Genomic DNA, 24,931 nt, shown 5'->3' with positions numbered 1-24,931 from the left:
GAACGCATATCGGGTCACGCCGAAACGATTCGGCACTCTCGTCGGACTGCGATGCTGCCTGGCCTGAGTGCCCGGGCAGTACGCCGAGGCCGGGATCCCGTACCACCGGCGGGTCGAGCGCGGGATCGACAACCTCCCCGTCGTCCACGAGTTCCACCGGGACGAGGAGAAGGGCGTCTACCAGCCCGGCGCCCAGCACGAGTGCGTCCTGCGCGCCGAGCTGCCGTACGCCGTCGAGATCGACCCCCAGCAGGTCGTCGAACGGTGAGCACCCGCCCCGCCCGTATCCTTGCGGGGTGAGCACCACCGACCCCACCTCCGACACGCACCTGCTCGGCGCCTCCGACATCAGGGAGCTGGCGGCCACCCTCGGGGTGAAGCCGACCAAGCAGCGCGGGCAGAACTTCGTCATCGACGGCAACACCGTGCGCCGCATCGTCCGGGCCGCCGAGGTGACGAGCGAGGATGCGGTGGTCGAGGTCGGCCCCGGGCTCGGCTCGCTCACCCTGGCGCTGCTCGACGTCGCCGCGCACGTCACCGCCGTCGAGATCGACCCGCTGCTCGCCCAGCACCTGCCCACCACCGTCGCCTCCCGGCTGCCCGCCCGCGCCGAGGACTTCGACCTGGTGCTCAGCGACGCCATGGAGGTCACCGAGCTCCCCGGCCCGCCGCCCACCGCGCTGGTCGCCAACCTCCCCTACAACGTGGCCGTGCCCGTGCTGCTGCACATGCTGGCGACGTTCCCCAGCATCGAGCGCACCCTGGTGATGGTCCAGAGCGAGGTCGCCGACCGGCTCGCCGCCAAGCCCGGCAACAAGGTGTACGGCGTCCCGTCGGTCAAGGCCAACTGGTACGCGGACGTCAAGCGGGCCGGCGCCATCGGGCGCAACGTGTTCTGGCCCGCGCCGAACGTCGACTCCGGCCTGGTCTCGCTGATCCGCCGCGAGCCGCCGCAGACCACCGCCACCCGCGGGGAGGTGTTCGCGGTCGTCGACGCCGCGTTCGCCCAGCGCCGCAAGACCCTGCGCGCAGCTCTGGCCGGCTGGGCCGGCTCACCGGCCGGGGCCGAGCAGGCGCTCGCCGCCGCCGGGATCGACCACAAGCTGCGCGGCGAGATGCTGACGGTCGAGCAGTTCGCCGCGATCGCCGAGCACAAGCCCGCGAAGTCGGAGTCCGAGTGATCACGGTACGGGTCCCCGCCAAGGTCAACGTCCAGCTGGGGGTCGGCGGCCTGCGCGCCGACGGCTTCCACGACCTGGCCAACGTGTTCTTCGCCGTCGCCCTCGGCGACGAGGTGACGGCAACGGCCGGCTCACCCGGCGAGGGCGTCACCCTCAGCTGCTCCGGGCCGGACGCCGCCGTCGTCCCGCTCGACGACAGCAACCTGGCCGCCCGCGCCGCCCGGCTGCTCGCCGCCCACCACGGCCTCGCCGACCCCGCCGTCCACCTGCACATCGCCAAGGCCATTCCGGTGGCCGGCGGCATGGCCGGAGGCAGCGCGGACGGTGCGGCGGCGCTGGTCGCCTGCGACGCGCTCTGGGGCCTCGACACGCCGGCCGACACCCTGCTGGAACTGGCCGCCGAGCTCGGCTCCGACGTCCCGTTCGCCCTGGTCGGCGGCGTCGCCCTGGGCCGCGGCCGCGGCGAGATCCTCGACCCGCTGTCCGTCGCCGGGATCTTCCACTGGGTGTTCGCCGTCGCCGACGGCGGCCTCTCCACCCCGGCCGTCTTCCACGAGTGCGACCGCCTCCGCGAGGAGGCCGGCACCGGCTCCAGCGACACCGACGTGCCCACCCCCGACGCCGACCCGGCCCTGCTCGCCGCCCTCGCCGACGGCGACGCCGTCGCCCTGGCCGGCGCGCTCGCCAACGACCTCCAGCCGGCCGCCCTCTCGCTGCGCCCCGCGCTCGCCGCCACCCTGCGCGCGGGCACCGAGGCCGGCGCGATCGGCGCCCTGGTCTCCGGCTCCGGCCCGACCTGCGCCTTCCTCGCCAAGGACGCCGACGCGGCGGCCGCCGTCGCCGAGGCGCTGCGGGCGTCCGGCACCTGCCGCACCGCGCACGCGACGTACGGGCCGGTGCCCGGGGCGGCGGTGCTCGGCGGCTGAGGCGCCGCGGGTGAGGCACCGGGGAGTGCCTGGGGTGGAGGTGCCCCGGGGCGGTGGTGCTCGCGGGTGAGGCGCCCGGGAACGGCCGACTAGGCTGGGGAGATCGGGGCCTTCCCCGAAGGGGTGTGCGCCGCGAGACCGGGGCGGCCCCCGAGACCGCCGAACCCAGGAGCGCAGCACACGTGGCCGTCAACCTCGCCACCATCGAGTCCGTCACGAAGGTCTACGGCACCCGGGCCCTTCTGGACGGGGTCAGCCTCGGCGTCAGTGAGGGGGACCGGATCGGCGTCGTCGGACGCAACGGCGACGGCAAGACCACCCTGATCCGGATGCTCGCCAAGCTGGAGGAGCCGGACGGCGGCCGGATCACCCACTCCGGCGGACTGCAGCTGGCCGTGCTCACCCAGCACGACTCGCTCGACCCCGAAGCCACCATCCGGCACGAGGTGATCGCCGACCGCGCCGACCACGAGTGGCTCGGCGACGCGCGCATCCGCGACATCATCGAAGGCCTCTTCGGCGGCCTCGACCTGCCCGGCTTCGCCGACGGCCTGGACACCGTCATCGGCCCGCTCTCCGGCGGCGAGCGCCGCCGGATCGCCCTCGCCAAGCTGCTGCTCGGCTCGCCCGACCTGATCGTCCTGGACGAGCCCACCAACCACCTCGACGTCGAGGGCATCGCCTGGCTCGCCAAGCACCTCCAGAACCGCCGCTCCGCCCTCGTCTGCGTCACCCACGACCGCTGGTTCCTCGACCAGGTCTGCACCCGGATGTGGGACGTCCAGCACGGCGCCGTGCACGAGTACGAGGGCGGCTACTCCGACTACGTCTTCGCCCGCGCCGAGCGCACCCGGATCGAGGCCACCGAGGAGCAGAAGCGCCAGAACCTGGCCCGCAAGGAGCTCGCCTGGCTGCGCCGCGGCGCCCCGGCCCGTACCTCGAAGCCGCGCTACCGCATCGAGGCCGCCAACGCCCTGATCGCCGACGTGCCGGAGGTGCGGGACAAGAGCGAGCTGATGAAGTTCGCCAACGCCCGGCTCGGCCGGACGGTCTTCGAGCTGGAGAACGTCACCGTCACCGCCGGCCCCAAGCTGCTGCTGGAGAACCTCACCTGGCAGCTCGGCCCCGGTGACCGGATCGGCCTGCTCGGCGTCAACGGCGCCGGCAAGACCTCGCTGCTGCGCGCCATGCGCGACGCGTACGCCTCGGAGGGCGACGTGCAGCCCGCGTCCGGCGTGATCAAGGTCGGCAAGACCGTCCGCCTCGCCTACCTCTCCCAGGAGGTCGCCGAACTGGAGCCGGAGACCCGGGTGCTCCAGGCCGTCGAGCAGGTGCGCTCCCGGGTCGACCTCGGCAAGGGCCGGGAGATGAGCGCCGGTCAGCTCTGCGAGCAGTTCGGCTTCGGCAAGGACAAGCAGTGGACCCCGGTCGGCGACCTCTCCGGCGGTGAGCGGCGCCGGCTCCAGCTGCTCCGGCTGCTGATGGACGAGCCGAACGTCCTCTTCCTCGACGAGCCGACCAACGACCTCGACATCGAGACGCTCAACCAGCTGGAGGACCTCCTCGACGGCTGGCCCGGCTCGATGGTCGTCATCAGCCACGACCGCTTCTTCATCGAGCGGACCACCGACGTGGTGCACGCGCTGCTCGGCGACAAGAAGCTGCGGATGCTGCCCAACGGCGTCGACGAGTACCTGGAGCGGCGTGCCCGCATGGCGGCAGCGGCTGCCGCTGCCGCCGCTGCCGCCACCGCCGCCGCGGGCGCCTCGGCGGCCGAGTCCGCGGCCCCCGGGCTGTCGGCCGGGGACGCGCGGGCGGCGAAGAAGGAGATGCAGAAGCTGGAGCGGCAGATCGCCAAGCTGGACCAGAAGGAGTCCAAGCTGCACACCCAACTCGCCGAGCACGCCGCCGACTTCTCCAAGGTCGCGGAGCTGGACACGCAGCTGCGCGCCGTCCGGGAGGAGAAGGAGGAGCTGGAGATGAGCTGGCTGGAGCTGGCCGAGCAGGTCTGAGCCCGGCCTTCGGTGGCCGGGCCACCCGGGCCCGCCGGTTCGGCGGCGGGCCCGGAGCGGGCCCGGAGCGGGCCCGGAGCGGGCCCGGGGCGGTGGGGTGGGGATGGCACGGCAGGGCCCTGTGCGTGTCAAGTTCGTACCGATCGCGCTCAGTCGTGCCATGGGCCCTGCCGGGGCGACGGCGGTGGTGGCTACGATGGCCGAGGCAACCGCTGTCCCTCCGTGCGGACCGACGGGTGCATGAGTAAGACTGTATGACCGAGAAGTTGACGGTGTGTTGCGGTGCGGCGGCCTCGGGGCCGCCCCGCACACGGGGGAGAGGTGGATTACGGTGGCAGACGCGCCTGCAGGCGACGGTACGGGGACGGCCAAGCCCGACGAGACGCCGTTCTCGCTCGGTACGGGCCACAGCAACAGCTTGTTCGGCTTCGGCGCCGTGTTCGGCGCCGCCGACACCGTTGTGCGCGCCGTCCAGACGAACGCCAGCGCCTCGGAGCTGGTCTCCGCGTTCGGCAGCAAGAACGTCCAGGTCGAGTTGGACACCCTGACGGCGTTCACGAAGAAGATCGAGGCACTGCTCCAGGCGATGGAGGGTTCGGCGGCAGCGCCGTACAACCTCCAGGAGCAGCGGCTCCAGGCGGACAACTTCGGCAAGAACTTCTCGCAGTCCACCGATCTGACGTCGGCCTACCAGCGGGCTCACAACGAGCTCGTGAACATGCACAAGGTCTTCGTGAAGCAGATCGAGGAAATGCAGAAGTCCGTCACGAAGGCGGCGGCCAACTACGCGGGCAACGAGGAGAACACGGCCGCCGCCCAGCAGGCCGTGGCGAAGAACGCGGGCGTCGCGACGCCGGCAGCCGGGCCGAACGGGCCCGGCCCGAAGGTGGGCTTCTGATGTTTGGTCCAGGGGGCAGGACGCTCGGTATGACGGGGAGTGAGTGATGGCAGGCGGAACGAACTTCGAGCCCATGAAGCACGAAGAGCTCAAGGTCATGGTCGACAGCAGCGACCCGTCGAAGGTCCTGGGCCGGGGAAGTCAGCTGCAGGCTGCCGGCCGTGTTCTCAAGGACCTCAGCGGGGCGCTCAAGTCGCACATCGACCAGATCGCCTGGGAGGGCCCGGCCGGCGAGGGCTTCAAGGCGTGGGCCAGCAACTTCCACAAGTCGGCGGCGAAGCTCGCCGACTACTCCACGGGCGTCGGCGATGCCATGCACCAGGCGGGCGAGGCGCTCAGCACGGCCAAGGTCGCGATGCCGAAGCTGCCGCAGGCCGAGATCGACAAGGTCGCCAAGCACAAGAACCAGAACATCCCGTACCTCCCCTCCGACTTCGAGGCCCGGTACGGCGTCGGCTCCACCGTGGACTCCGTCATGAAGCAGGCCAACCCGAACTGGGTGACCGGGGCCGAGGCGGCCGAGGCGGAGAAGAAGGTCAAGCAGGAGCACCAGGAAGCCGTCAACCAGATGGTGAAGCTGGCGCAGGCCTACGAGGCCGTGACCACCAAGCTGAACTCGCTCGAGACCCCGGAGGAGCTGAAGCCGCCGGGTGAGGGTGGCGATCGAGACTCCTCGTCGGACCACTCGATTGGTGGTGGCGGCGGCACCGGCTCCGGTGGCACCGGCCGAAACCCGCACAGCGGAGTCGGTGGCGGTGGTGGCGGCAGCTACAGCCCGCCCGGTGGCGGTGGTGGCGGCGGTTCGGTGACGCCGCGTCCGCCCGTGCCGGGCCCACAGGGGCCGAGCGGACCGGGACACGTCGACCCGATTCCTCCGCGCAACGGTCCGGTGCCGTTGCCGCCGGACCCGGGCGTGCCCGTTCCCACCCCGGCACCGTCGTACCCGCCGGACCGTCCCGGGACCGACCTCAACAGCCTGCCGCCCGCTCCGACCCGGCCCGACCAGACCGGTCCGTTCACACCGGGCGGCCCCGGCCAGCTGCCCCCGAACGGTCCGGGCGGCGGACCGGCTTACCCCAACGGTCCCGGAGGCAACAACAACTTCCCGGGCCCCGGTCCCGTCCCGTTCGGCGGTGGCGGCACCATCCCGCCCAAGGTCACCGGCCCGAGCCCGAGCCGGACGAGCACCTTCGGCGGTGGCAACCTGCCGGCGAAGAACGGCAACCCGGGTGCCCCGGGCGGTGGAACGGTCTTCGGCCGCGACGGCCAGGCGGGCCGGTCCGGTGGCGGCCCGGGCGGCCCTGGTGGTGGCGGCATGCACCCCGGGGCTGGCGGCGGCCACGGTGGCGGCGCCTCGGGCGGCAGCGTGCGCGGCCGCGGGCTGACCTCGACCGGCGGCGGTACGGTCGGCGGCCGCAAGGGGCCGACCGCGGGTGGCGAGTTCACCCCGGGCGGCACGGGTCTGCGCAACCGGGCCGGCGCGGTCGGGCCCGAGGGCGGGTCGCGTTCGGGCCAGAACGGCATGGCGGGCGGTCCCGGCATGACGGGCGGCGGCGCGGGCAAGAGCGAGCGCGAGCGTCGTCAGCGGGCCGACTACCTGCACGAGGACGAGGAGACCTGGACCAGCGGTACGCCGCAGAGCAATCCGGGCGTGATTGAGTAGGACTGCAGTAGCTGCCCGGCCACTGGGCCCAACCAGTGGCCGGGCAGACCTGTCCGGGGCGCAGTCCTCGGCCGACGGGAGACAACAAGGAGTTGTGATGGCGCGGACGAACGTGCGAGTGCGTGGGCGGATGTTCGCTGCGGCGCTCCTGGCGGCAGGTGTGGCTGTGGGCCCCGCAGCGGTTCCGGCGGCTGCGGACGGCTCCATCCGTAAGGACCAGTGGCACCTGGATGCCATGCATGCCCCGGAGATGTGGCAGATCTCGAAGGGCCAGGGGATCACGGTCGCGGTGATTGAGGGCGGGTTCAAGCTGGATCACCCGGATCTCGTGGGACAGTTGCTGCCGGGCAAGGACTTCAGCGGGCTTCCCGGTGGAGTGGGGTCCTACAGCAACGGCCACGGAACGCAGATGGCCAGCCTCATCGCGGGGTCCGGCAAGGGAATGGGGGGCAACGGTGCCTATGGCCTGGCCCCCGGCGCCAAGATTCTGCCGCTGAAGATTCAGAACGGGTCCGATGGCAGCGGTTTGTCCTCGGCCGACTTCCTCGACCAAATCGGCCAGGCCGTCAGCTACGCGGCGGACCAGGGGGCGAAGGTCATCAACATCTCGCAGGGCATTGAGGCCATCAAAACCTCTCCTGACGATGTGGCCAAACTGAACCGCGTCATCGCGAGCGCAACCGCAAAGGGTTCGTTGGTGGTCTCCAGCGTCGGAAACTCGGCCCAACAGGGCAATCCGGTCGAGTACCCCGGCGGCCTGCCCAATGTCGTCGGGGTCGGGGCGGTCGACCGCAACGGGGAAGTGACCTCGGAGTCCGAGCGGGGGCCGCAGGTTGATCTTGTTGCGCCCGGTGCGGAGATGGTCGAGGCCTGCACGGGGCAGACCGGCTACTGCGACAGTCATGGCACGTCGGACGCGACCGCGCTGGTCTCCGCCTCGGCGGCGTTGGTGTGGTCCGTCCACCCGGACTGGACCGCCAATCAGGTTCTGCGTGTGCTTATCAGCTCGGCCGGAAAGCCGAGCGATGGGTCAGTCCGAGCCGACAATGTCGGTTTCGGGGCTGTTCGGCCGCGGATCGCGCTGACCGCTCCCGGCGACCCCGGCCCGGCGAATGTGAACCCGATCCCGGAAAAGCCGGCCGAGGCCCCTGCCGCGTCGTCTTCCGCAACGCCTTCCACGTCGCCGTCCTCCCCGGCGTCCTCGTCGGCGTCGGCCGTGGCGAGTCCGTCCTCGGGTGGGGGCACGACGCCGGCGGCGTCGCCGGTCGCGCAGCCTGTGGCTGCGAAGGATTCCGGCAGTTCCCTGCCTGTCGTGGCGGCGGTGGTCGGTGGGTTGGTGCTGGTGGCGGGTGTGGTGTTCTTCGTGCTGCGGAGGCGGTCGGCGGCCTCCCGGGAGGGTGCGGTCGTGCCGCAGATGCCGCTGCAGAGCGGGCCCGGGGTGCCGCCCGCGCCGCCGTCGTACGAGCCGCCGGCTCCGTCGGGGGACAACCCGTACGCGCGGTAGTCGAGGACCCGGGCAACCGCCCGGTCGCCGGGTTCACCCCGGTGGCCGGGCGGTTGCCGTTTCGGGGGAGTGCCGTGGGGAGCGCCGCGGGGTGGGGCGTGGAACGGGGGCGTGGAGGGGGGTGGCGCGGGGGCGGGGTGTGCGCGGGTGTCACCCGGGTGGGTGCTGTCGCGGGGGTGAGCGGGTCGCCAGGGTGGCGGTATGGATACGCAGGACGCCCGGCGGGCGGCGCAGTTGCGGAGGGCCGCAGCGGCGGCGCTGATCGGCACGGCGATCGAGTTCTACGACTTCTTCATCTACGGGACGGCGGCCGCGCTGGTCTTCGGGCCGGTGTTCTTTCCCGGACTGGGCACCGTGGGGGCGCTGTTGGCGTCGTTCTCGGTGTACGCGGTGGCGTTTCTGGCGCGGCCGCTGGGGGCGGTGGTGTTCGGTCACTTCGGGGACCGGTTGGGCCGGAAGGCGACGCTGGTGGTGTCGCTGCTGCTGATGGGGTTGTCGACGGCGGCGGTGGGGGCGCTGCCGGGGTACGGGGTGTGGGGGTGGTGGTCGCCGGTGGCGCTGGTGGTGCTGCGGGTGTGCCAGGGGCTCGGGCTGGGCGGGGAGTGGGGCGGGGCGGCGCTGCTGATCGCGGAGAACGCGCCGGCCGGGCGGCGCGGTCGGTACGGGGCGTTTCTGCAGCTCGGCCCGACGATCGGGTTCGTGCTGGCGAACGGGGTGTTCCTGGTGCTGCAACTGGCCCTGGACGAGCGGGCGTTCCACGGGTGGGGCTGGCGGGTGCCGTTCCTGGCGTCGCTGGCGATGGTGGCGGTGGGGCTGTTCGTGCGGCTGCGGATCGAGGAGACGCCGCTGTTCGCGGCGGAGGCCGGGCGGGTGCGGGAGCGGCCGCCGGTCGTGGAGGTACTGCGCGGGCATTGGCGGACGGTGCTGGTCGGCTGTGGCGTGATCACCGTGGGGTACGCGATGTTCTACCTGACCACCACGTACGCGCTGGCGTACGCGACGACCGGGCTGGGGGTGTCGAGCACGCTGGTGCTGTCGATGCTGCTGGCGGGCGGGGTGGCGATGGGCGGAACGGTCTGGGTGAGTGCCCGGCGCAGTGACGGGTGGGGGCGGCGGCGGACGTTGCAGGGGGCGACGGTGCTGGCGTTGCTCTGGTCGCCGTTGTTGTTCCCGCTGTTGGAGACGGTGCGCCGGCCGCTGATGTTCCTGGTCCTGGCGGGGGCGATGGTGGTGCTGGGGTGTCTGCTCGGGCCGGTGGCGGCGTATCTGCCGGAGCTCTTCCCGACCCGGGTGCGGTACACGGGGGCCGCGCTGACGTACAACCTGGGTGGGGTGGTGGGCGGGGCGACCACGCCGCTGATCGCGACCAGGCTGACCGACGTGTACGGCACGGCGGAGCCGGTCGGCTGGTACCTGGCGGTGCTGGGGCTGGTGGCGCTGGGTTGCCTGCGGTTGCTGCCGGAGACCAGCGGTACGGATCTGGCGGTGGCCGGGGCGGACGGCGGACGCCGCCGGGCGCCCGTGTTGGGGGCGGATCCGGCGGCGTAGCCCGCGGGGAGCGGGTCCGGGTCAGACGGCCTCGGCGGCGCGGCCGGCCAGCAGGGTCGCGGTGTGCTTGGCGACCCGCCCGCCGAGGTGCTCGGCGGTGGCGATGTCGGCCTTGTGCACGGTGTCGGGGCCGCCGTCGGAGGGGGTGGAGGCGGCGGCGCCGGAGAAGAAGCCGAGGCGGTTGAGGTCGTTCTCGGTGGCGGTGGTGGAGTTCCAGCCGGGCTTGAGACCCAGGTTGACCCAGTTCATGCCGTGCTGGGCGGCCAGGGTCTGGAAGAAGCCGAGGGTGCCGGCCTTGTCGCCGCTCTTGGAGGCGGAGTTGGTGAAGCCGGCGGCGACCTTGTCCAGCCAGGCGTCGCCGAACCAGCGCTTGCTGCTGGCCTCGGCGAAGGTGTGGAAGGCGCCGGAGGCGGTGCCCATGTAGGTGGGCGAGCCGAAGATGATCGCGTCCGCGGCGTCGAGCCGGGCCCACTGCTCGTCGGTGATGGTGTCGACGGCGACGGAGACGACCTCGGCTCCGGTGGCGGCGGCTCCGCGGGCGACGGCCTCGGCTATCACGGCGGTGTGGCCGTAGCCGGAGTGGTAGGCGATGGCGACGGTCGGGCGGATTGCGGTCATGGCGGGTGCTCCTCGCGGAAGGTGGAAGGAAGGGCCCAGGGGGCGGGGTGAACGGCGGGACCAAGGGGCAGACAGAACCGGGAGGCCTTGCGGCCGCCCTGGTCTCCAATATAGACCAGGTCTCCATTGGTTACCAAGGGCGGATTGGAGACCGACCGCTACCCTGGAGGTATGACGACGAAGGAAGAGGCCCCGGCCGGGCCCGACCAGGCCCAGAGCCGGGATGTCTTCGCCCGGCTCTGTCCGAGCAGGGACGTGTTCGCCGAGCTGGCGGACAAGTGGTCGCTGCTGATCCTCATGGGCCTCGACCAGTGCGGTCCGCAGCGGTTCTCCGAGCTGCAGCGCGCGGTGGGCGGGGTCAGCCGGAAGATGCTCACCCAGTCGTTGCGCTCGCTGGAGCGGAACGGGCTGGTGCGGCGCACCGTTCACCCGGAGACGCCGCCGCGGGTGGTCTACGACCTGCTGCCGCTCGGCCGGGAGCTCGCCGAACTGGTGGCGCCCGTCGGTCGCTGGACGGAGGCGCGCACCCCCCTGATGATGGCCGCGCGGGAGGGGTTCGACCGGGCGCACACCGAGGGTTGAGGGGCGGAGGCCGGCTCCGGGTTCCGGGGCCGGGGCCGATTTCCCTTCCGGGCCGTCGGCCGTGTAATCTCTTCCTTGTTCGAGCGAGCAAGCGAGCAAGCGAGAACACAAGGTTCAGGCCCCTATAGCTCAGTCGGTAGAGCGTCTCCATGGTAAGGAGAAGGTCTGCGGTTCGATTCCGCATGGGGGCTCAAGTGAAAGACCCTCGCCCAACGGCGAGGGTCTTTTTCGTGTCCGGGTTCGTGCGCCCGGCCGGCCCCGGCGCCGAGGCGGCCTGGCGGCCCGGGCCCGAATGCGCTGTGATGGTGCGTCATCGGCCGCCCGCCCCACCGGGTGCGGGCGCGGGCCGGACCCCGACCGGGAGGGCGTCATGGGCGTTCGACTCGTGGTGGTCGACGACCACCGGCTGCTGGCCGAGGCGCTGGCCACCGCGCTCCAGCTGCGCGGCCACCGGGTGCTCGCCGTCGGCTCGCCGGCCGGCTCCGCCGCCGGCCTGGTGGCCGGCCGCCGGCCGGAGATCTGCCTGCTGGGGGTGGCCGGGCCGGGCGAGCCGGGGGCCTTCGACGGGCTGCGCCGGATCCGCCGCGAGCGGCCCGAGGTGGCCGTCATCGTGCTCGGACCGGTCGGTGAACTGCGGGGCGTGGCAGCCGCGTTCGCTGCGGGCGCGGCCGGGTATGTGCCCAGCGACGAGCGGATCGAGGTGGTCGAGCGGGCCATCGCGCGCGCCCGGGCGGGGGAGGCGGCGGTCGCGGTGGACGTCCTGCGCGGCGCCTTCGACCAACTGCTGTGCCCGGCGGCCGAGTCGGACGACGAGGCGGTCCGGCTGCTGCGGTTGCTGACCCGCCGTGAGGTCCAGGTGCTGACCCGGATCGCGGACGGCGAGGACACCGCGGCGATCGCGGCCGGGATGCGGATCGCCTCCAGCACGGCCCGGACGCACGTCCAGCGGGTGCTGATGAAGCTCGGCGCGCGGACCCGGCTGGAGGCGGCGGCGGTCGCGGCCCGGACCGGGTTGCTCGAACGGGTGGCGCGCGACTGAGCGGGCTCGCCCCCCCGGAATGGGGGAACGGCCTCCGGGGCGAGGGCTTGCTCTCTGGGCCGGGGAACGGCCTCCGGAGCGAGGGCCTGCTCGCCGGGACGAGGGAACGGCGCCCGGGACGAGGGAACGGCGCCCCGGGGCGGGGCGGCGACGACGGGAACAGCCGGTGAACGGTGGTCCGGGCCGGACGGACGCGGTCCGGAGCACTCCCGGTGGCCAGGGAGAATGGCCCCAGTCGTACGTACGTCACCGATGGCCCGCCGAGGCCGCGGACCATCGCCCGCTGGAGGTCGCATCATGAGTAAGTACCTGGTCACGGGTGGTGCCGGATATGTCGGCAGCGTGGTTGCCGCCCACCTGCTGGAGGCGGGGCACCGGGTGACCGTCCTGGACGACCTGTCGACGGGCTTCCGCGAGGGTGTGCCGGCGGGTGCGGAGTTCGTGCAGGGCCGGATCCAGGACGCGGGCACGGTGCTGGACGGCTCCTTCGACGGGGTCCTGCACTTCGCCGCGTCCTCGCAGGTCGGCGAGTCCGTGGTGGACCCGGAGAAGTACTGGCGCAACAACGTGGCCGGCTCGCTGGAGCTGGTGAGCGCGATGCGCGCGGCGGGCGTGCGCAAGCTGGTCTTCTCCTCCACCGCCGCCACCTACGGCGAGCCGGAGGTCGTGCCGATCGCCGAGACCGCCCGTACCGCGCCGACCAACACGTACGGCGCCACCAAGCTCGCCGTCGACCACCTGATCACCAGCGAGGCCGTCGCCCACGGGCTGGCCGCCGTCTCGCTGCGCTACTTCAACGTGGCGGGTGCGTACGGTGTCTACGGCGAGCGGCACGACCCCGAGTCGCACCTGATCCCGCTGGTCTTCCAGGCCGCTCTGGGGCAGCGCGAGCACATCGCGGTGTACGGCGACGACTACCCGACCCCGGACGGCACCTGCATCCGTGACTACATCCACGTGGCGGACCTGGCCGACGCGCACCTGCTGGCGCTGGACGCGGCCAAGCCGGGCGAGCACCTGATCTGCAACCTGGGCAACGGCAGCGGCTTCTCGGTGCGCGAGGTGATCGAGTCGGTCAAGCGGGTCACCGGCCGGGAGATCCCGGTGCGGACCGTCGGGCGCCGTGCGGGCGACCCGGCCGTGCTGGTGGCCTCCGCCGAGCGCGCCCACCGGACGCTCGGCTGGACGCCGCGCCGTCCGAAGCTGGACGACATCGTGGCCGACGCCTGGAAGTTCACCCTGGAGAAGAACGGCCTGTAGGCCGGACGACCTCGTGAGGCGCCGCCCCCGGCCGGTCCGGGGCCGGCGCCTCAGCTGTGCGGCGCCCGGTCCTGGGGTGCCCGGCCAGGGGGCCGGTCCCGCAGTGCCCGGTCCCGCAGCGCCCCGACGCGCTCAGTGGCGCGACCTCATCGGCGGGGCGCCGCGTAGGCGCGCAGAAAGGCCCGGACGCCGGCGACGACGATCTCCTCGGTCTCCGGCCGGGCGAGCGGGTACGCGCCCCAGTACGAACGCTGGGTGACCTCCGTCGCGGTCAGCAGCACGAAGTGCGAGGCGGCCCGCCCCGGGTCGGGCGCCTCCAGCCATCCTTCCTCGGCCAGCTCGGCGAACCGGCGCCCGAGCGCGGCGAGCACCCGGCGCGGTCCGGTCTCCTGCCAGGCGTCGAGGGAGGCCTTCGGCAGGTGCCGGGCCTCGGCGTTGATCTGGCGGACCAGTCCGAAGTGGTCCGCGAACTCGGTCAGCGGGGTCATCCAGGCCAGCGCGAACGCGACCAGGTCCGCCTCCAGGTCGGTGACCTTTCCGAGCCGGCGCTCGATGATGTCCAGCTGGACGTCGCCGACCTGTGCCGAGCTCTCCTGGACGACGGTCTGGAAGAGCACTTCCTTGCCGGCGAAGTGGTTGTAGATGGTGCGGGTGGACACCCCGGCCTCCGTCGCGATGGCGTCGATGCTGGCGCGGGTGTAGCCGTCCCGGCCGAAGACCGTGCGGGCGGCCCGGGTGATGGCCTGGCGCTTCTCGGCCAGCCCCCGGCGGGGCCGGTCCGGCGTTTCCTGCCGGCTGGTCACTGGGGGCTCCTTCATGGAGGGTCCTTCGGGACAGTGCAATGACCATTGTACTCGTTGCCATACACGTTGTACTTTACCTGACGGGCCGTCCGAACGGGCGGTGGCCGACACAGCACGCATCCCTGGAGACAGCCATGTCCGAGACCTCGTTCCGCCTCGCCGTCATCATCGCCAGCACCCGCCAGGGGCGCTTCGCGCCCACCGTCGCCGACTGGTTCGTCCGCACCGCCGGGCAGCGCGCCGACCTCGAGCTCGACGTCATAGACCTGGCCGAGCACCCGCTGGCCCACGTGGGTGAGGAGCCGACCGCCGAGCAGGCCGAGCGGCACGCCGCGCTCTCGCCCCGGCTGGCCGCCGCCGACGCCTTCGTGGTGATCACCCCGGAGTACAACCACAGCTTCCCGGCCGCCCTCAAGAACGCGATCGACCTGCACGGCGCCGAATGGCGGGCCAAGCCGGTCGGCTTCGTCTCCTACGGCGGCCTGGGCGGCGGGCTGCGCGCGGTCGAGCAGCTCCGGCTGGTCTTCGCCGAACTGCACGCCGTGAGCGTCCGGGACAGCGTCAGCTTCCACAACGTCTGGGGCCTCTTCGGCGAGGACGGCGACCCGGTCGACCCGACCATCCCGAACGGTGCCACCAAGGGCATGCTCGACCAGCTCACCTGGTGGGCGCACGCGCTCCGGGACGCCCGCACCGCCCGCCCCTACGGCGCCTGAACCGCCACCCGGGGGGAACGACGGCGAGCACCACCACCGCGGCGGCCGCCGCGCCGGCAGCCGCCGTACCCGGCGTGCGCACCGCGGCCGTCGCCGCCGTGGTGGCCCTCGACTCGCTGATGACCGCCCTCGACACCACGATCGTCAACGTCGCCCTCAACCGCCTCTCGGTGGACTTCCACGCCCCGCCGGCCACCACCCAGTGGGTCGCCACCGGCTCCTGACGCTCGCCACCGCCGCACCGGTCACCGCCTGGTCGACCTGCCGATCGGCGCGCCCGCCCCCGGCCTCGCGGACGCCTTCCGGGACACTTGCGGCTGGGCCGTCGCCCTGCTCGCACTCGCCTGCTGCCCGCGCTGCTGCTCTCCCGCCGGGCCCCGGGCGGCGGCGCCCGGAGCGCCAAGTCGCGCCAAGTGCGCACCTCCTGACGAAACTTCACCAAACCCCCACCGAGCCGTCCCCCACCCCGTACGCTGATTTCGGTACCGGTGGGGGTCGGCGCCTCAGGCCCTCCCGGCAACCGGGGGGTGGGCGGCGGACGAGTGCCCAGGTCAAGGCGGTGGAACCGGGCTGTCGCCCCGGGCCCGGCCCGGCCTGAGCAGGGGGGAGTGACGATGGGGCGGATCCGCGTCCTGGTGGTCGACGACCACCGGATCTTCGCCGAGGCCCTGGCCGCGGCGCTCGCCGCCGAGCCCGATGTGGAGGTCGGCGCGGCCGGCAGCGCGGCCGCCGCCGAGCGAGCGCTGGAACGCGCCGGCGTCGAGGGCCGCGCCTTCGACGTGATCCTGATCGACGCCGACCTCGGCGCCGACTCCGTTGCCGCGGGGGCCCGCAGGCCTGTCCGGCCGTCCGCCGACCCGCTGGACGCCGCCCGCCGCCGCCCGTCGGCCGTCGTGCCCGCACCCCGACGCCCGGCCGCGGCTCCCGGCCAGGGCGCCGTCCCTCAGCAGGCCCCGCCCGCAGCGCCTTCGTACCCGGCGGCCGCGGCGTCCGTGCACCCGGCCGGGCCGCAGTACGGCGCCGCGCCGGCGCCGGACGGCATCACCCTGCTCGCCCGGGTCCGCCGCAATCACCCCACGCTGCGGGCCGTCGTCCTGGCCACCGCCGACGACGCCCACCGCGCCGCCCGCGCGCTGCACGCCGGCGCCACCGGCTGGGTGGCCAAGGAGAGTTCACTGGCCCGCCTGCTGGCCGTGGTCCGCGGCGTCCTGCGCGACGAGACACACCTGCCGCCCGCGCTGCTCACCGGCGTGATCCGGGAGCTCACCACCGCCCGGCGGGACCGCACCGAGAGCGAACGCCTGGTCGAGACGCTCACCCCGCGCGAGAAGCAGATCCTGCGCTGCATGGTCGCCGGGCTCGGCCGGCAGGCCGTCGCCGAGCGCCTCTACCTCTCCCCGCACACCGTGCGGACCCACATGCAGAACGTCCTCGGCAAGCTCGGGGTGCACTCCACCCTGGCCGCCGTCGCGGTCGCGCGCCGGGCGGGCATCAGCCCGTCCGAACCGGCCGCGCCCGCAGCCACGCCGTCCGTCGCCACGACCACAGCTCCCGGCGCCGGCTGATCCGCCCGTAACACCCAGGTACCGGCTCAGTTCCGTCAGGTCAGGGAAATCCGGAGGACAGATGTCGTCGCACAGCACTTCCGCACGCCCGCACACAGCCCAGGACGGCCCGGGAGCGGGTCGGAGCGCACCGCCGACGGGCCTGCGCACCCTGGTGGTCGGCGCCGGTGCGGCCGGCACCGCCCTCGTCCGCGACCTCGGCCGGACACCCGACTTCGGCCTCGCCCCGATCGGCCTGCTCGACGACGACCCGGCCAAGGCCGGCCGGGCCGTCGACGGCGTCCCCGTCCTCGGCACCCTCGCGGAGCTCACCGGACTCGCCGTCCGGCACCACGCCCAGGTGGTCGCGCTGGCCATCCCCGGCCTCGCCCCGCAGCGCGTCCGCGCCCTGGCCACCGCCGCCGCCGCGGCCGGTGCAGCCGTCCGCTACCTGCCGTCCTTCCTGGCCGCACTGCGCCGCGAGGTGGTCGGCTCGGACATGCGCAGCCTCGACGTCAACCGGCTGATCGGCCGGCACGAGGTGCACGTGGTCTCCGCCGACGTCCGGGACGTGATCGAGGGCCGGCGGGTGCTGGTGACCGGCGCCGGCGGCTCGATCGGCAGTGAACTCTGCCGCCAGGTCAACGCGTTCAAACCGAGCGCGCTCTACATGCTGGACCACGACGAGTCCAACCTGCACCGGCTCCAGCTGGAGATCTGGGGCGAGGCGCTGCTCACCGACGACTCGCTGGTGATCGCCGACATCCGGGACCGCCCGCGGATCCAGCAGATCTTCCGCGACCTCGAGCCCGAGGTGGTCTTCCACGCCGCCGCCCACAAGCACCTGCCGCTGCTGGAGCGTCACCCCAGCGAGGCGGTCAAGTCCAACGTGCTGGGCACCGACCACCTGGTGGAGGCCGCGCTGGCCACCGGTGTCGAGCGGTTCGTCCTGATCTCCACCGACAAGGCGGCCGACCCGACGTCCGTGCTCGGCGCCAGCAAGCGGCTGGCCGAGCTGATCGTGCAGGCCAACGCCCGGGACGCGCGCAACCTCGGCACCGGGGTGTTCTCGGCGGTCCGCTTCGGCAACGTGCTGGGCTCGCGCGGCTCGCTGCTCTCGGTGCTGGCCGAGCAGCTGCGCAGCGGCGGCCCGGTGACCATCACCCACCCGGACGTGACGCGGTTCTTCATGACCATCGAGGAGGCCGTCGGCCTGGTGCTGGAAGCCGGCCGGATGGCCCACGGCGGCGAGGTGTTCGTGCTGGACATGGGCGAGCCGGTGCGGATCGTCGACCTGGTGCACAACTTCGCCGAGCAGGTGCAGCTCGGCCGGGACGAGGTGGAGATCCGCTACACCGGCCTGCGGGCCGGGGAGAAGCTGAACGAGGCGCTCTTCTCGGAGGGCGAGGAACGGCTGCCCACCGCGCACTCCCGGATCTACGCCACGGTGGCCGAGTCCGCCGCGGGCCCGGAGGACCTCGCGGGCGGGCTGACCGGCCTGTACGAGGCCGCGGTGGGCAACAGCGACGAGGAGGTGCGGCGCCGCCTGGCGGAGCTGCTGCCGGGCTACCGGACGGCGGAGGCGGAGCCGGCGCCGGTGCCCGCGCTCAGCGCCCCCTACCCGGACGGCTTCTAGCGGTGCCGTGGGGCGCTGCGGCTCAGCCCGGGATGTTGTCGAACGGGGCGACGAGCTGCCGCAGCAGCCCGGCGAGCTCGCCCTGCTGGGCGCCGGTGAGCTGGGCGAGCAGCTCGCGCTCGTGCGCGAGCAGCCCGGCGAGCGCCTGGTCGGCGCGGTCGCGGCCGTCCTCGGTGAGCCGGACCAGTACGCCGCGCCGGTCGTCCGGGTCGGGCAGGCGCTTGACCAGGCCCTTGCCGGTGAGCCGGTCGATCCGGTTGGTCATCGTGCCGGAGGTGACGAGGGTCTGGGTGAGCAACTGCCCGGGGGAGAGCTGGTACGGGGAGCCCGCCCGCCGAAGCGCGGTCAGGACGTCGAACTCCCAGGGCTCCAGGCCGTGCTCGGCGAAGGCCGTCCGGCGGGCGCGGTCGAGGTGCCGGGCGAGACGGCTGACCCGGCTGAGCACCTCAAGTGGTTCCACGTCGAGGTCGGGGCGCTCTCGGCGCCATGCTGCGACCAGGCGGTCGACCTCGTCCTCCATGACGATCAGTGTATCGGGGGATGTGTCGATGTGAAGTCTCTTGACGTCGAGAAATGTAATGTGGAAGCTGCCACTGGATATCTTGACGTCGAGATACTTGTGAGGCCCGTCATGACCACCCCCGTCTGGGACCCTGAGCAGTACCTGCGTTTCGCCGACGAACGGACCCGCCCGCTGCGCGACCTGCTCGCCCGCGTGCCCGAAGTCCCGCACCAGCCCGCCGCCACCGTCCTCGACATCGGCTGCGGCCCCGGCAACTCCACCGCCGTCCTGCGCGAGCGCTGGCCCGAGGCCCGGATCACCGGCATCGACAACTCCGCCGAGATGCTCGCCACCGCCCGCACCACCGGCGAGCCCACTGCCGACTACCTGCTCGCCGACGCGGCCACCTACGACCCGACGGGGGCGGCGCCGGACCTGATCGTCTCGAACGCGACCCTGCAGTGGCTCCCGGGTCACCTCGGACTGCTGCCGCGCTGGGCCGCGGCGCTCGCGCCGGGCGGGGTGATCGCCTTCCAGGTGCCCGGCAACTTCGACTCGCCCAGCCACACCGTGCTCGCCGAGCTGCGCCGCAGCCCCCGCTGGCGCGAGGCCCTGGGCGAGGACGCCACCCGGGCCGGCGTCCACCGGCCGGGCGACTACCTCCGGGCCCTCGCCGACGCCGGCTGCACCCCCGACGTGTGGGAGACCACCTACAGCACCCTGCTCACCGGCCCCGACCCGGTACTGGAGTGGGTCAAGGGCACCGCGCTGCGGCCCGTCCTCAGCCGGCTCACCGACCCCGCCGCCCGCGAGGCCTTCCTCGCCGAGTACGGCGCCCTGCTCCGAGAGGCCTACCCGGCCGGACTGCAGGGCACCGTCTTCCCGTTCCGGCGGATCTTCGCCGTCGGGACCAGGCGTTAGGCCTTCCGCTCGCCGACCAGCTTCGGGTGCCGCTCCATCCCCTCCAGGCCGTGCCAGGCCAGGTTGACCAGGTGGGCGGCCACCTCGGCCTTCTGCGGCTTGCGTACCTCCAGCCACCACTGGCCCGTCAGCGCGACCATCCCCACCAGCATCTGCGAGTACATCGGGGCGAGGCGCGCGTCGAAGCCCCGCGCCTTGAACTCCAGGCCCAGGATGTCCTCCACCTGCGTCGCGATGTCGCTGATCAGCGAGGCGAAGGTGCCGGTCGACTGGGCCACCGGGGAGTCCCGGACGAGGATCTTGAAACCGTCCGTCGACGTGTCGATGTAGTCCATCAGCGCGAACGCCGCCTGCTCCAGCAGCTCCCGCGAGTGCCCGCCGGTCAGCGCCCCCGTCACCATGTCCAGCAGCAGCTGCATCTCGCGGTCCACCACCACCGCGTACAGCCCCTCCTTGCCCCCGAAGTGCTCGTACACCACCGGCTTGGAGACCCCGGCCCGTTCGGCGATCTCCTCCACCGACGTGCCGTCGTAGCCGCGCTCGGCGAACACCGACCGGCCGATCTCCAGCAGCTGCTCCCGCCGTTGCTTCCCGGTCATCCGCACCCGGCCGGCCCGGCGGCGGCCCGCCGGCGCAGCCGCACCCGCCGGGGCGGCCGCACGCGGACGGGCCTGCGCCGCATCGGGCGCGGCCTCCGTCCGCGTGCTCTCGTGGCCGCCTGTGCTGTCTGCGCTGCTCCCGTTCACCCCTACATCATGCTGCAGGCGCGCCCTCATGCGGCGCGGCGGGCGGCGATCCGCTGTGCGTCCGGCCAACGGACGTCCCGGGCCCAGCCGGCCAGCTCGAACCAGCGGATCAGCCGGGCCGAGGAGTCGACCTGCCCCCGCAGCACACCGTGGCGGGCCGAGGTCGGGTCCGCGTGGTGCAGGTTGTGCCAGGACTCGCCGCAGGAGAGCACGGCCAGCCACCAGACGTTGCCGGAGCGGTCGCGGGAGCGGAACGGGTGTGCGCCCACCGCGTGGCAGATCGAGTTGATCGACCAGGTGACGTGGTGCAGCAGTGCAACCCGGACCAGCGAGCCCCAGAAGAACGCGGAGAGCGCGCCCTGCCAGGAGAGCGTGACCAGCCCGCCGACCAGCGGCGGAAGCAGCATCGAGAGCGTCGTCCAGAGCCAGAACAGCCGGGAGACCACTCTTATGGCCGGGTCGCGCACCAGGTCGGGCGCGTACTTCAGCTGCGGGGTCTGCTCCTCGTCGAAGAGCCAGCCCATGTGCGCCCACCAGAGGCCCTTGAGCAGGGCCGGGACGGTCTCGCCGTAGCGCCAGGGCGAGTGCGGGTCGCCGTCCTTGTCGCTGTACCGGTGGTGCTTGCGGTGGTCGGCCACCCAGCGCACCAGCGGCCCCTCGATCGCCAGCGACCCGGCGATGGCGAGGGCGACCCGCAGGGCCCGGTTGGCCTTGAAGGCGCCGTGGGTGAAGTAGCGGTGGTAGCCGACCGTGATGCCGTGGCAGGTGAGGAAGTACATGGCGGTGGCGATCGCGAGGTCCGTCCACCCCAGCCCCCACCCCCAGGCCACCGGCACGGCGGCCAGCAGGGCGGCGAAGGGTACGGCGATGAAGAGCCCGAGCGCGACCCGCTCGGCGAGCCCCTGCTTCTCCCCGCCACGGGTGGCGGACAACTGCGTCGGGGCGGGATCGATGGAGTGCGCGGTATCGGCGCGCGCCTCGCCGGCCTGGATGGTCATGGGCGTCCCTTGGGGGAGGGGGCGGAGGCTACGTTGGCGTAACCTACGGCATCGTAGGTTGTGCCCGGTTGTCCGGGGAATACGCCGCTGGGGTCACTTGAGTGAATTCACCCGACTGGATGGATGAAGCTCTGATTCGCCCCACATGGGACGTATCGCACACAGAATCGCCGCATGCGACCCAAGACCGAGCTGCGGGAAGCCGCCCGCCGCCTCCGCCGGGAGGGCCGGACGTACGACGAGATCCGGGCCGAGCTGGGGGTGTCGAAGAGCTCGATATCCCTGTGGGTGCGGGACCTGCCCAAGCCTCCACGTCAGACCAGGGCATACCGGGGCAAAGAGCGGCTTGCGGTGGCCATGGCGAGACGGGACGAGGAGCGAGCGCGGACGAAGGCGGCGGCAAGGGCTGAGATCGGGCCCATGAGCAAGCGGGACCTCTTCGTCGCCGGGATCGCGCTGTACTGGGCCGAAGGCGGGAAGGACAAGCCGTATGCCCGTCGCGAGCGTGTCCGTTTCATCAACAGCGACCCACAGGTGATCCGGCTGTATCTGTCCTGGCTGCGGCTTCTCGGTGTCCTGCCCGACCGGTGGCGGCTTCGGGTGGCGATCCACGAGACAGCGGACGTGGTCGAGGCGGAGCGTTACTGGGCGGAGATTTCGGGTGTGCCGGTGGACCTCTTCCAGCGGGTCACGCTCAAGCGCCACAATCCGAAGACGACCCGCATGAACCGGGAAGGCGGCTACCACGGGTGCTTGTCCGTCAACGTTCTCGACAGTGCCGACCTCTACCGGCGGATCGAAGGATGGTGGTCGGGAATGGAGGTAGATGTGGCGCCCTTCACCCCGTAGTCTTGGGCGAGCGTGCCCTGGCAGCGATCGAGGCCGCAGCAGTACCGTCCCGGATCGTCTAAGGGCAGGACAGCTGGTTTTGGTCCAGCTTATGGGGGTTCGAATCCTCCTCCGGGAGCACTGTGACCGGCCCCGGCCCGGCATGCGACGGGCCGGGGGTCGGCTTTTCGCCCGGGCGGCCCGCACTATCCTCTAGGCGCCAGGGCGTAGACGTGCGGATCCTCTCTCTGGCTGCACTGCCCTCTCTGTGAACCGACTGAGGAGCCTCCACCCGTGAGTGCCAATTCGCCTGCCGCCGTTGTCGTACTTGCCGCCGGTGGCGGGACCCGGATGAAGTCGAACAGCCTGCCCAAGGTGCTGCACGAGGTGTGCGGGCGGTCACTGGTGGGTCATGCGGTGGCGGCGGCAGAGGAGCTGACTCCGCAGCAGTTGGTCGTGGTGGTCGGGCACATGCGCGAGAAGGTGCAGGAGCACCTGGCGGCGCACCACCCGGCGGCGCGCGCCGTGGTGCAGGAGGAGCAGAAGGGCACCGGGCACGCCGTGCGGACGGCGCTGGAGGCGCTGGCCGCGGACGGGGTGGAGCTGGACGGCACGGTGATCGTCACCACCGGGGACGCGCCGCTGCTGACCGGGGCGACGCTGGCCGCGCTCGCCGGTGCCCACACCGAGCAGGGCAACGGCGTCACCGTGCTGACCGCCGTGGTGCCGGACCCGTTCGGCTACGGCCGGATCCTGCGGGACGGGGCGGACGGCGCGGTCGCGGCGATCGTCGAGGAGAAGGACGCCTCGGACGCCCAGCGGGCGATCGCCGAGATCAACTCCGGGGTCTTCGCCTTCGACGCCAAGCTGCTGGCCGAGGCGCTCTCCCGGGTGACCACCGACAACGTGCAGGGCGAGGAGTACCTCACCGACACCCTGGAGATCCTGCGGACCGCCGGCCACCGGGTCGGCGCCGTGGTGGCCGCGGACTACCGGGACATCCTGGGCATCAACGACCGGGTGCAGCTGGCGCAGGCCCGGCGGCTGCTGAACGACCGCCTGCTGGAGCGGGCGATGCGCGCGGGCGTCACCGTGGTGGACCCGGCGACCACCTGGATCGACGTGCAGGTGTCGTACGAGCCGGACGCGGTGGTGCTGCCGGGCACCCAGCTGCAGGGCCTCACCCACCTGGGCGAGGGCTGCGAGGTGGGCCCGAACTCGACGCTGAAGGACACCCGGATCGGCGCCGGCGCCCGTGTGAGCAACACCACGGCGGACGGCGCCGAGGTGGGCGACCTCGCTACCGCCGGCCCGTACGCCTACCTGCGGCCGGGGGCGAAGCTGGCCCGCAAGGCGAAGGTCGGCACCTACGTCGAGGTGAAGAACTCGGAGCTGGGCGAGGGCGCCAAGGTGCCGCACCTCTCCTACATCGGGGACGCCACCATCGGTGAGGGCACCAACGTCGGTGCGGCCTCCGTCACGGTGAACTACGACGGGGTGAACAAGCACCGCACGGTGATCGGGGCGCACTGCCGTACCGGATCCGACAACATGTTCATCGCTCCGGTCACCGTCGGCGACGGCGCCTACACCGCGGCCGGCTCGGTGATCTCCTCGGACGTGCCGCCCGGCGCACTGGGCGTTGCCCGGGCGCAGCAGCGCAACATCGCGGGCTGGGTGGAGCGCAAGCGCCCCGGGACCACGTCGGCCCAGGCTGCGGCCGCCGCGTCGGAAGAGGCTGCGGAGGCCTGACGGGGCGGGGCGGGAGTCCGAGGGGCGATCCCGGGGCGGACGGTTTCTGCGCGGGCGCGTAACCTTGGGGACATACGTGCGCCATTGGGCTTACCGCCCGTGTCCAGGCGTACCGACATTCCCCCGACCCCTATCGCCAGCGGGCTCGCGCCTGCCTGCGGTGCGGACGGGTTCAGCGTCAGCAACGCGAGGAGACGGTGCAGTGAGCGGGATCACGACGTCGGGTGAGAAGAAACTCAAGCTCTTCTCCGGCCGTGCCCACCCGGAGCTGGCGAGGGAGGTGGCCGCGTCGCTGGGGACCGAGCTGGTCCCGACCAAGGCCCTGGACTTCGCCAACGGCGAGATCTACGTCCGCTTCCTGGATTCGGCGCGCGGTGCGGACTGCTTCGTGATGCAGAGCCACACGGCTCCCATCAATCAGTGGATCATGGAGCAGCTGATCATGATCGATGCTCTGAAGCGGGCCTCCGCCCGGAGCATCACGGCGATCCTGCCGTTCTACGGCTACGCCCGCCAGGACAAGAAGCACCTGGGCCGGGAGCCGATCTCGGCCCGCCTGATCGCGGACCTGCTGCGGCAGGCGGGCGCCGACCGCCTGATGGCGGTGGACCTGCACACCGCGCAGATCCAGGGCTTCTTCGACGGCCCGGTCGACCACCTGTTCGCGCTGCCGCTGCTGGCGGACTACCTGGGCGAGAAGGTCGACCGCGACCGGCTGACCATCGTCTCGCCGGACGCCGGCCGGGTGAAGGTCGCGGACCAGTGGTCGGACCGCCTGGGTGCGCCGCTGGCGATCATCCACAAGCGCCGCGACATGACGCAGGCCAACACCATCCTCTCCGCCGAGGTGGTCGGTGACGTCAAGGACCGGGTCTGCGTCCTGGTCGACGACATGATCGACACCGCGGGCACCATCTGCGCCGCGGCCGACGCGCTGTTCGAGAACGGCGCGGCGGACGTCATCGTGGCCGCCACCCACGGCGTGCTCTCCGGTCCGGCGGCGGACCGCCTGAAGAACTCCCGGGTCAGCGAGTTCGTGTTCACCAACACGCTGCCGACCCCGGCCGAGCTCCAGCTCGACAAGATCACCACGCTGTCGATCGCCCCGTCGATCGCGGCCGCGATCCGCGAGGTGTTCGAGGACGGTTCGGTCACCAGCCTGTTCGAGGGCGTGCACTGACGAAGCCCGCGCAGGCGGCCCCGGTCCCGAAAGGGCCGGGGCCGCCGCCGATTTCGCGAGAGGCCACCGGTGCG

At 72.6% G+C, this 24,931-nt stretch carries 24 protein-coding genes and 2 tRNA genes; 21 read left to right on the top strand and 5 right to left on the bottom strand.

What is annotated here, in order from left to right; genetic code table 11:
• Positions 1-67 precede the first annotated feature (67 nt).
• The 8 genes from ACZ5WK_RS16515 to ACZ5WK_RS16480 all read left to right on the top strand — a co-directional run bounded on the left by ACZ5WK_RS16515 (position 68) and on the right by ACZ5WK_RS16480 (position 9,732).
• Positions 68-268, top strand: a complete 201-nt coding sequence (locus tag ACZ5WK_RS16515; protein ID WP_465548128.1) for a hypothetical protein — start codon at positions 68-70, stop codon at positions 266-268.
• Positions 269-296: 28 nt separating this feature from the next.
• Positions 297-1,181 carry a 16S rRNA (adenine(1518)-N(6)/adenine(1519)-N(6))-dimethyltransferase RsmA gene (rsmA, locus tag ACZ5WK_RS16510; protein WP_465548127.1) on the top strand — a complete coding sequence of 295 codons (885 nt, stop codon included), beginning with the start codon at positions 297-299 and terminating at the stop codon, positions 1,179-1,181.
• A complete protein-coding gene (locus ACZ5WK_RS16505) occupies positions 1,178-2,107 on the top strand; it encodes a 4-(cytidine 5'-diphospho)-2-C-methyl-D-erythritol kinase (protein ID WP_465548126.1) in 930 nt (309 codons plus the stop codon). Before rsmA ends, ACZ5WK_RS16505 begins: the two co-directional genes overlap by 4 nt.
• A 182-nt stretch (positions 2,108-2,289) precedes the next feature.
• Positions 2,290-4,119, top strand: a complete 1,830-nt coding sequence (locus ACZ5WK_RS16500) for an ABC-F family ATP-binding cassette domain-containing protein (protein ID WP_465548125.1) — start codon at positions 2,290-2,292, stop codon at positions 4,117-4,119.
• A 331-nt stretch (positions 4,120-4,450) separates the two neighbouring features.
• On the top strand, positions 4,451-5,017 hold the full coding sequence (locus ACZ5WK_RS16495; RefSeq protein WP_465548124.1) for a hypothetical protein: 567 nt from the start codon (positions 4,451-4,453) through the stop codon (positions 5,015-5,017).
• Positions 5,018-5,090: 73 nt separating this feature from the next.
• Positions 5,091-6,680: a WXG100 family type VII secretion target gene (locus ACZ5WK_RS16490; RefSeq protein WP_465548123.1), complete on the top strand. Its 1,590-nt coding sequence runs from the start codon at positions 5,091-5,093 to the stop codon at positions 6,678-6,680.
• Between the two features lie 97 nt (positions 6,681-6,777).
• A complete protein-coding gene (locus tag ACZ5WK_RS16485; protein ID WP_465548122.1) occupies positions 6,778-8,184 on the top strand; it encodes a S8 family serine peptidase in 1,407 nt (468 codons plus the stop codon).
• Between the two features lie 201 nt (positions 8,185-8,385).
• The gene (locus ACZ5WK_RS16480) at positions 8,386-9,732 is read left to right on the top strand and encodes an MFS transporter (protein ID WP_465548121.1); all 1,347 of its coding nucleotides are present in this window, start codon (positions 8,386-8,388) and stop codon (positions 9,730-9,732) included.
• A gap of 21 nt (positions 9,733-9,753) precedes the next feature.
• On the opposite strand, the gene ACZ5WK_RS16475 is transcribed toward ACZ5WK_RS16480, so the two are convergent.
• Complete coding sequence (locus ACZ5WK_RS16475) at positions 9,754-10,350, bottom strand: flavodoxin family protein (protein WP_465548120.1); 597 nt, start codon at positions 10,348-10,350, stop codon at positions 9,754-9,756.
• Between the two features lie 171 nt (positions 10,351-10,521).
• Between ACZ5WK_RS16475 and ACZ5WK_RS16470 the strand changes: the two genes are divergently transcribed.
• The 4 genes from ACZ5WK_RS16470 to galE all read left to right on the top strand — a co-directional run bounded on the left by ACZ5WK_RS16470 (position 10,522) and on the right by galE (position 13,231).
• On the top strand, positions 10,522-10,932 hold the full coding sequence (locus ACZ5WK_RS16470) for a winged helix-turn-helix transcriptional regulator (protein ID WP_465548119.1): 411 nt from the start codon (positions 10,522-10,524) through the stop codon (positions 10,930-10,932).
• Between the two features lie 118 nt (positions 10,933-11,050).
• Positions 11,051-11,123, top strand: a tRNA-Thr gene (locus tag ACZ5WK_RS16465).
• Positions 11,124-11,302: 179 nt separating this feature from the next.
• Positions 11,303-11,971 carry a response regulator transcription factor gene (locus tag ACZ5WK_RS16460; protein ID WP_465548118.1) on the top strand — a complete coding sequence of 223 codons (669 nt, stop codon included), beginning with the start codon at positions 11,303-11,305 and terminating at the stop codon, positions 11,969-11,971.
• Positions 11,972-12,268: 297 nt separating this feature from the next.
• Positions 12,269-13,231 carry a UDP-glucose 4-epimerase GalE gene (gene galE / locus ACZ5WK_RS16455; protein ID WP_465548117.1) on the top strand — a complete coding sequence of 321 codons (963 nt, stop codon included), beginning with the start codon at positions 12,269-12,271 and terminating at the stop codon, positions 13,229-13,231.
• Positions 13,232-13,377: 146 nt separating this feature from the next.
• Here galE and ACZ5WK_RS16450 read toward each other — a convergent pair whose 3' ends face one another.
• Positions 13,378-14,034: a TetR/AcrR family transcriptional regulator gene (locus tag ACZ5WK_RS16450; RefSeq protein WP_465548116.1), complete on the bottom strand. Its 657-nt coding sequence runs from the start codon at positions 14,032-14,034 to the stop codon at positions 13,378-13,380.
• Positions 14,035-14,168: 134 nt separating this feature from the next.
• Between ACZ5WK_RS16450 and ACZ5WK_RS16445 the strand changes: the two genes are divergently transcribed.
• The 4 genes from ACZ5WK_RS16445 (at position 14,169) to ACZ5WK_RS16430 (ending at position 17,930) form a co-directional block, all read left to right on the top strand.
• On the top strand, positions 14,169-14,750 hold the full coding sequence (locus tag ACZ5WK_RS16445) for an NADPH-dependent FMN reductase (protein WP_465548115.1): 582 nt from the start codon (positions 14,169-14,171) through the stop codon (positions 14,748-14,750).
• Between the two features lie 74 nt (positions 14,751-14,824).
• Positions 14,825-14,974, top strand: a complete 150-nt coding sequence (locus ACZ5WK_RS16440) for a hypothetical protein (protein WP_465548114.1) — start codon at positions 14,825-14,827, stop codon at positions 14,972-14,974.
• 390 nt (positions 14,975-15,364) lie between these two features.
• Positions 15,365-16,315: a LuxR C-terminal-related transcriptional regulator gene (locus ACZ5WK_RS16435; RefSeq protein WP_465548113.1), complete on the top strand. Its 951-nt coding sequence runs from the start codon at positions 15,365-15,367 to the stop codon at positions 16,313-16,315.
• A gap of 61 nt (positions 16,316-16,376) precedes the next feature.
• On the top strand, positions 16,377-17,930 hold the full coding sequence (locus ACZ5WK_RS16430; protein WP_465548112.1) for a polysaccharide biosynthesis protein: 1,554 nt from the start codon (positions 16,377-16,379) through the stop codon (positions 17,928-17,930).
• Between the two features lie 22 nt (positions 17,931-17,952).
• On the opposite strand, the gene ACZ5WK_RS16425 is transcribed toward ACZ5WK_RS16430, so the two are convergent.
• Positions 17,953-18,450, bottom strand: coding sequence for a MarR family winged helix-turn-helix transcriptional regulator (locus tag ACZ5WK_RS16425; protein WP_209417545.1), 498 nt, complete (start codon positions 18,448-18,450; stop codon positions 17,953-17,955).
• 111 nt (positions 18,451-18,561) lie between these two features.
• On the opposite strand from ACZ5WK_RS16425, the gene ACZ5WK_RS16420 reads away from it, so the two are divergent.
• Complete coding sequence (locus tag ACZ5WK_RS16420; protein WP_465548111.1) at positions 18,562-19,353, top strand: trans-aconitate 2-methyltransferase; 792 nt, start codon at positions 18,562-18,564, stop codon at positions 19,351-19,353.
• On the opposite strand, the gene ACZ5WK_RS16415 is transcribed toward ACZ5WK_RS16420, so the two are convergent.
• On the bottom strand, positions 19,350-20,099 hold the full coding sequence (locus ACZ5WK_RS16415; protein WP_396325364.1) for a TetR family transcriptional regulator: 750 nt from the start codon (positions 20,097-20,099) through the stop codon (positions 19,350-19,352). The two genes, ACZ5WK_RS16420 and ACZ5WK_RS16415, sit on opposite strands and share 4 nt — an antisense overlap.
• A 26-nt stretch (positions 20,100-20,125) precedes the next feature.
• Positions 20,126-21,097 (bottom strand): acyl-CoA desaturase, encoded by a 972-nt coding sequence (locus ACZ5WK_RS16410; RefSeq protein WP_396325363.1) that lies wholly within the window; start codon positions 21,095-21,097, stop codon positions 20,126-20,128.
• 174 nt (positions 21,098-21,271) lie between these two features.
• Here ACZ5WK_RS16410 and ACZ5WK_RS16405 point away from each other — a divergent pair, with 174 nt between their 5' ends.
• The 4 genes from ACZ5WK_RS16405 to ACZ5WK_RS16390 all read left to right on the top strand — a co-directional run bounded on the left by ACZ5WK_RS16405 (position 21,272) and on the right by ACZ5WK_RS16390 (position 24,857).
• Entirely contained in the window at positions 21,272-21,946 is a 675-nt protein-coding gene (locus tag ACZ5WK_RS16405; RefSeq protein WP_465548110.1) for a hypothetical protein, read from the top strand.
• 47 nt (positions 21,947-21,993) lie between these two features.
• Positions 21,994-22,064: transfer RNA gene (locus ACZ5WK_RS16400), tRNA-Gln, on the top strand.
• 155 nt (positions 22,065-22,219) lie between these two features.
• Entirely contained in the window at positions 22,220-23,677 is a 1,458-nt protein-coding gene (glmU, locus tag ACZ5WK_RS16395; protein ID WP_396325360.1) for a bifunctional UDP-N-acetylglucosamine diphosphorylase/glucosamine-1-phosphate N-acetyltransferase GlmU, read from the top strand.
• 202 nt (positions 23,678-23,879) lie between these two features.
• Positions 23,880-24,857 carry a ribose-phosphate diphosphokinase gene (locus ACZ5WK_RS16390; protein WP_396325358.1) on the top strand — a complete coding sequence of 326 codons (978 nt, stop codon included), beginning with the start codon at positions 23,880-23,882 and terminating at the stop codon, positions 24,855-24,857.
• The last annotated feature ends 74 nt before the right edge of the window (positions 24,858-24,931 follow it).

The organism is Kitasatospora sp. NPDC032757 (assembly GCF_055579305.1).
The sequence above is the reverse complement of the archived record's forward strand: the minus strand, read 5'-3'. Positions and strand labels throughout refer to the sequence as shown.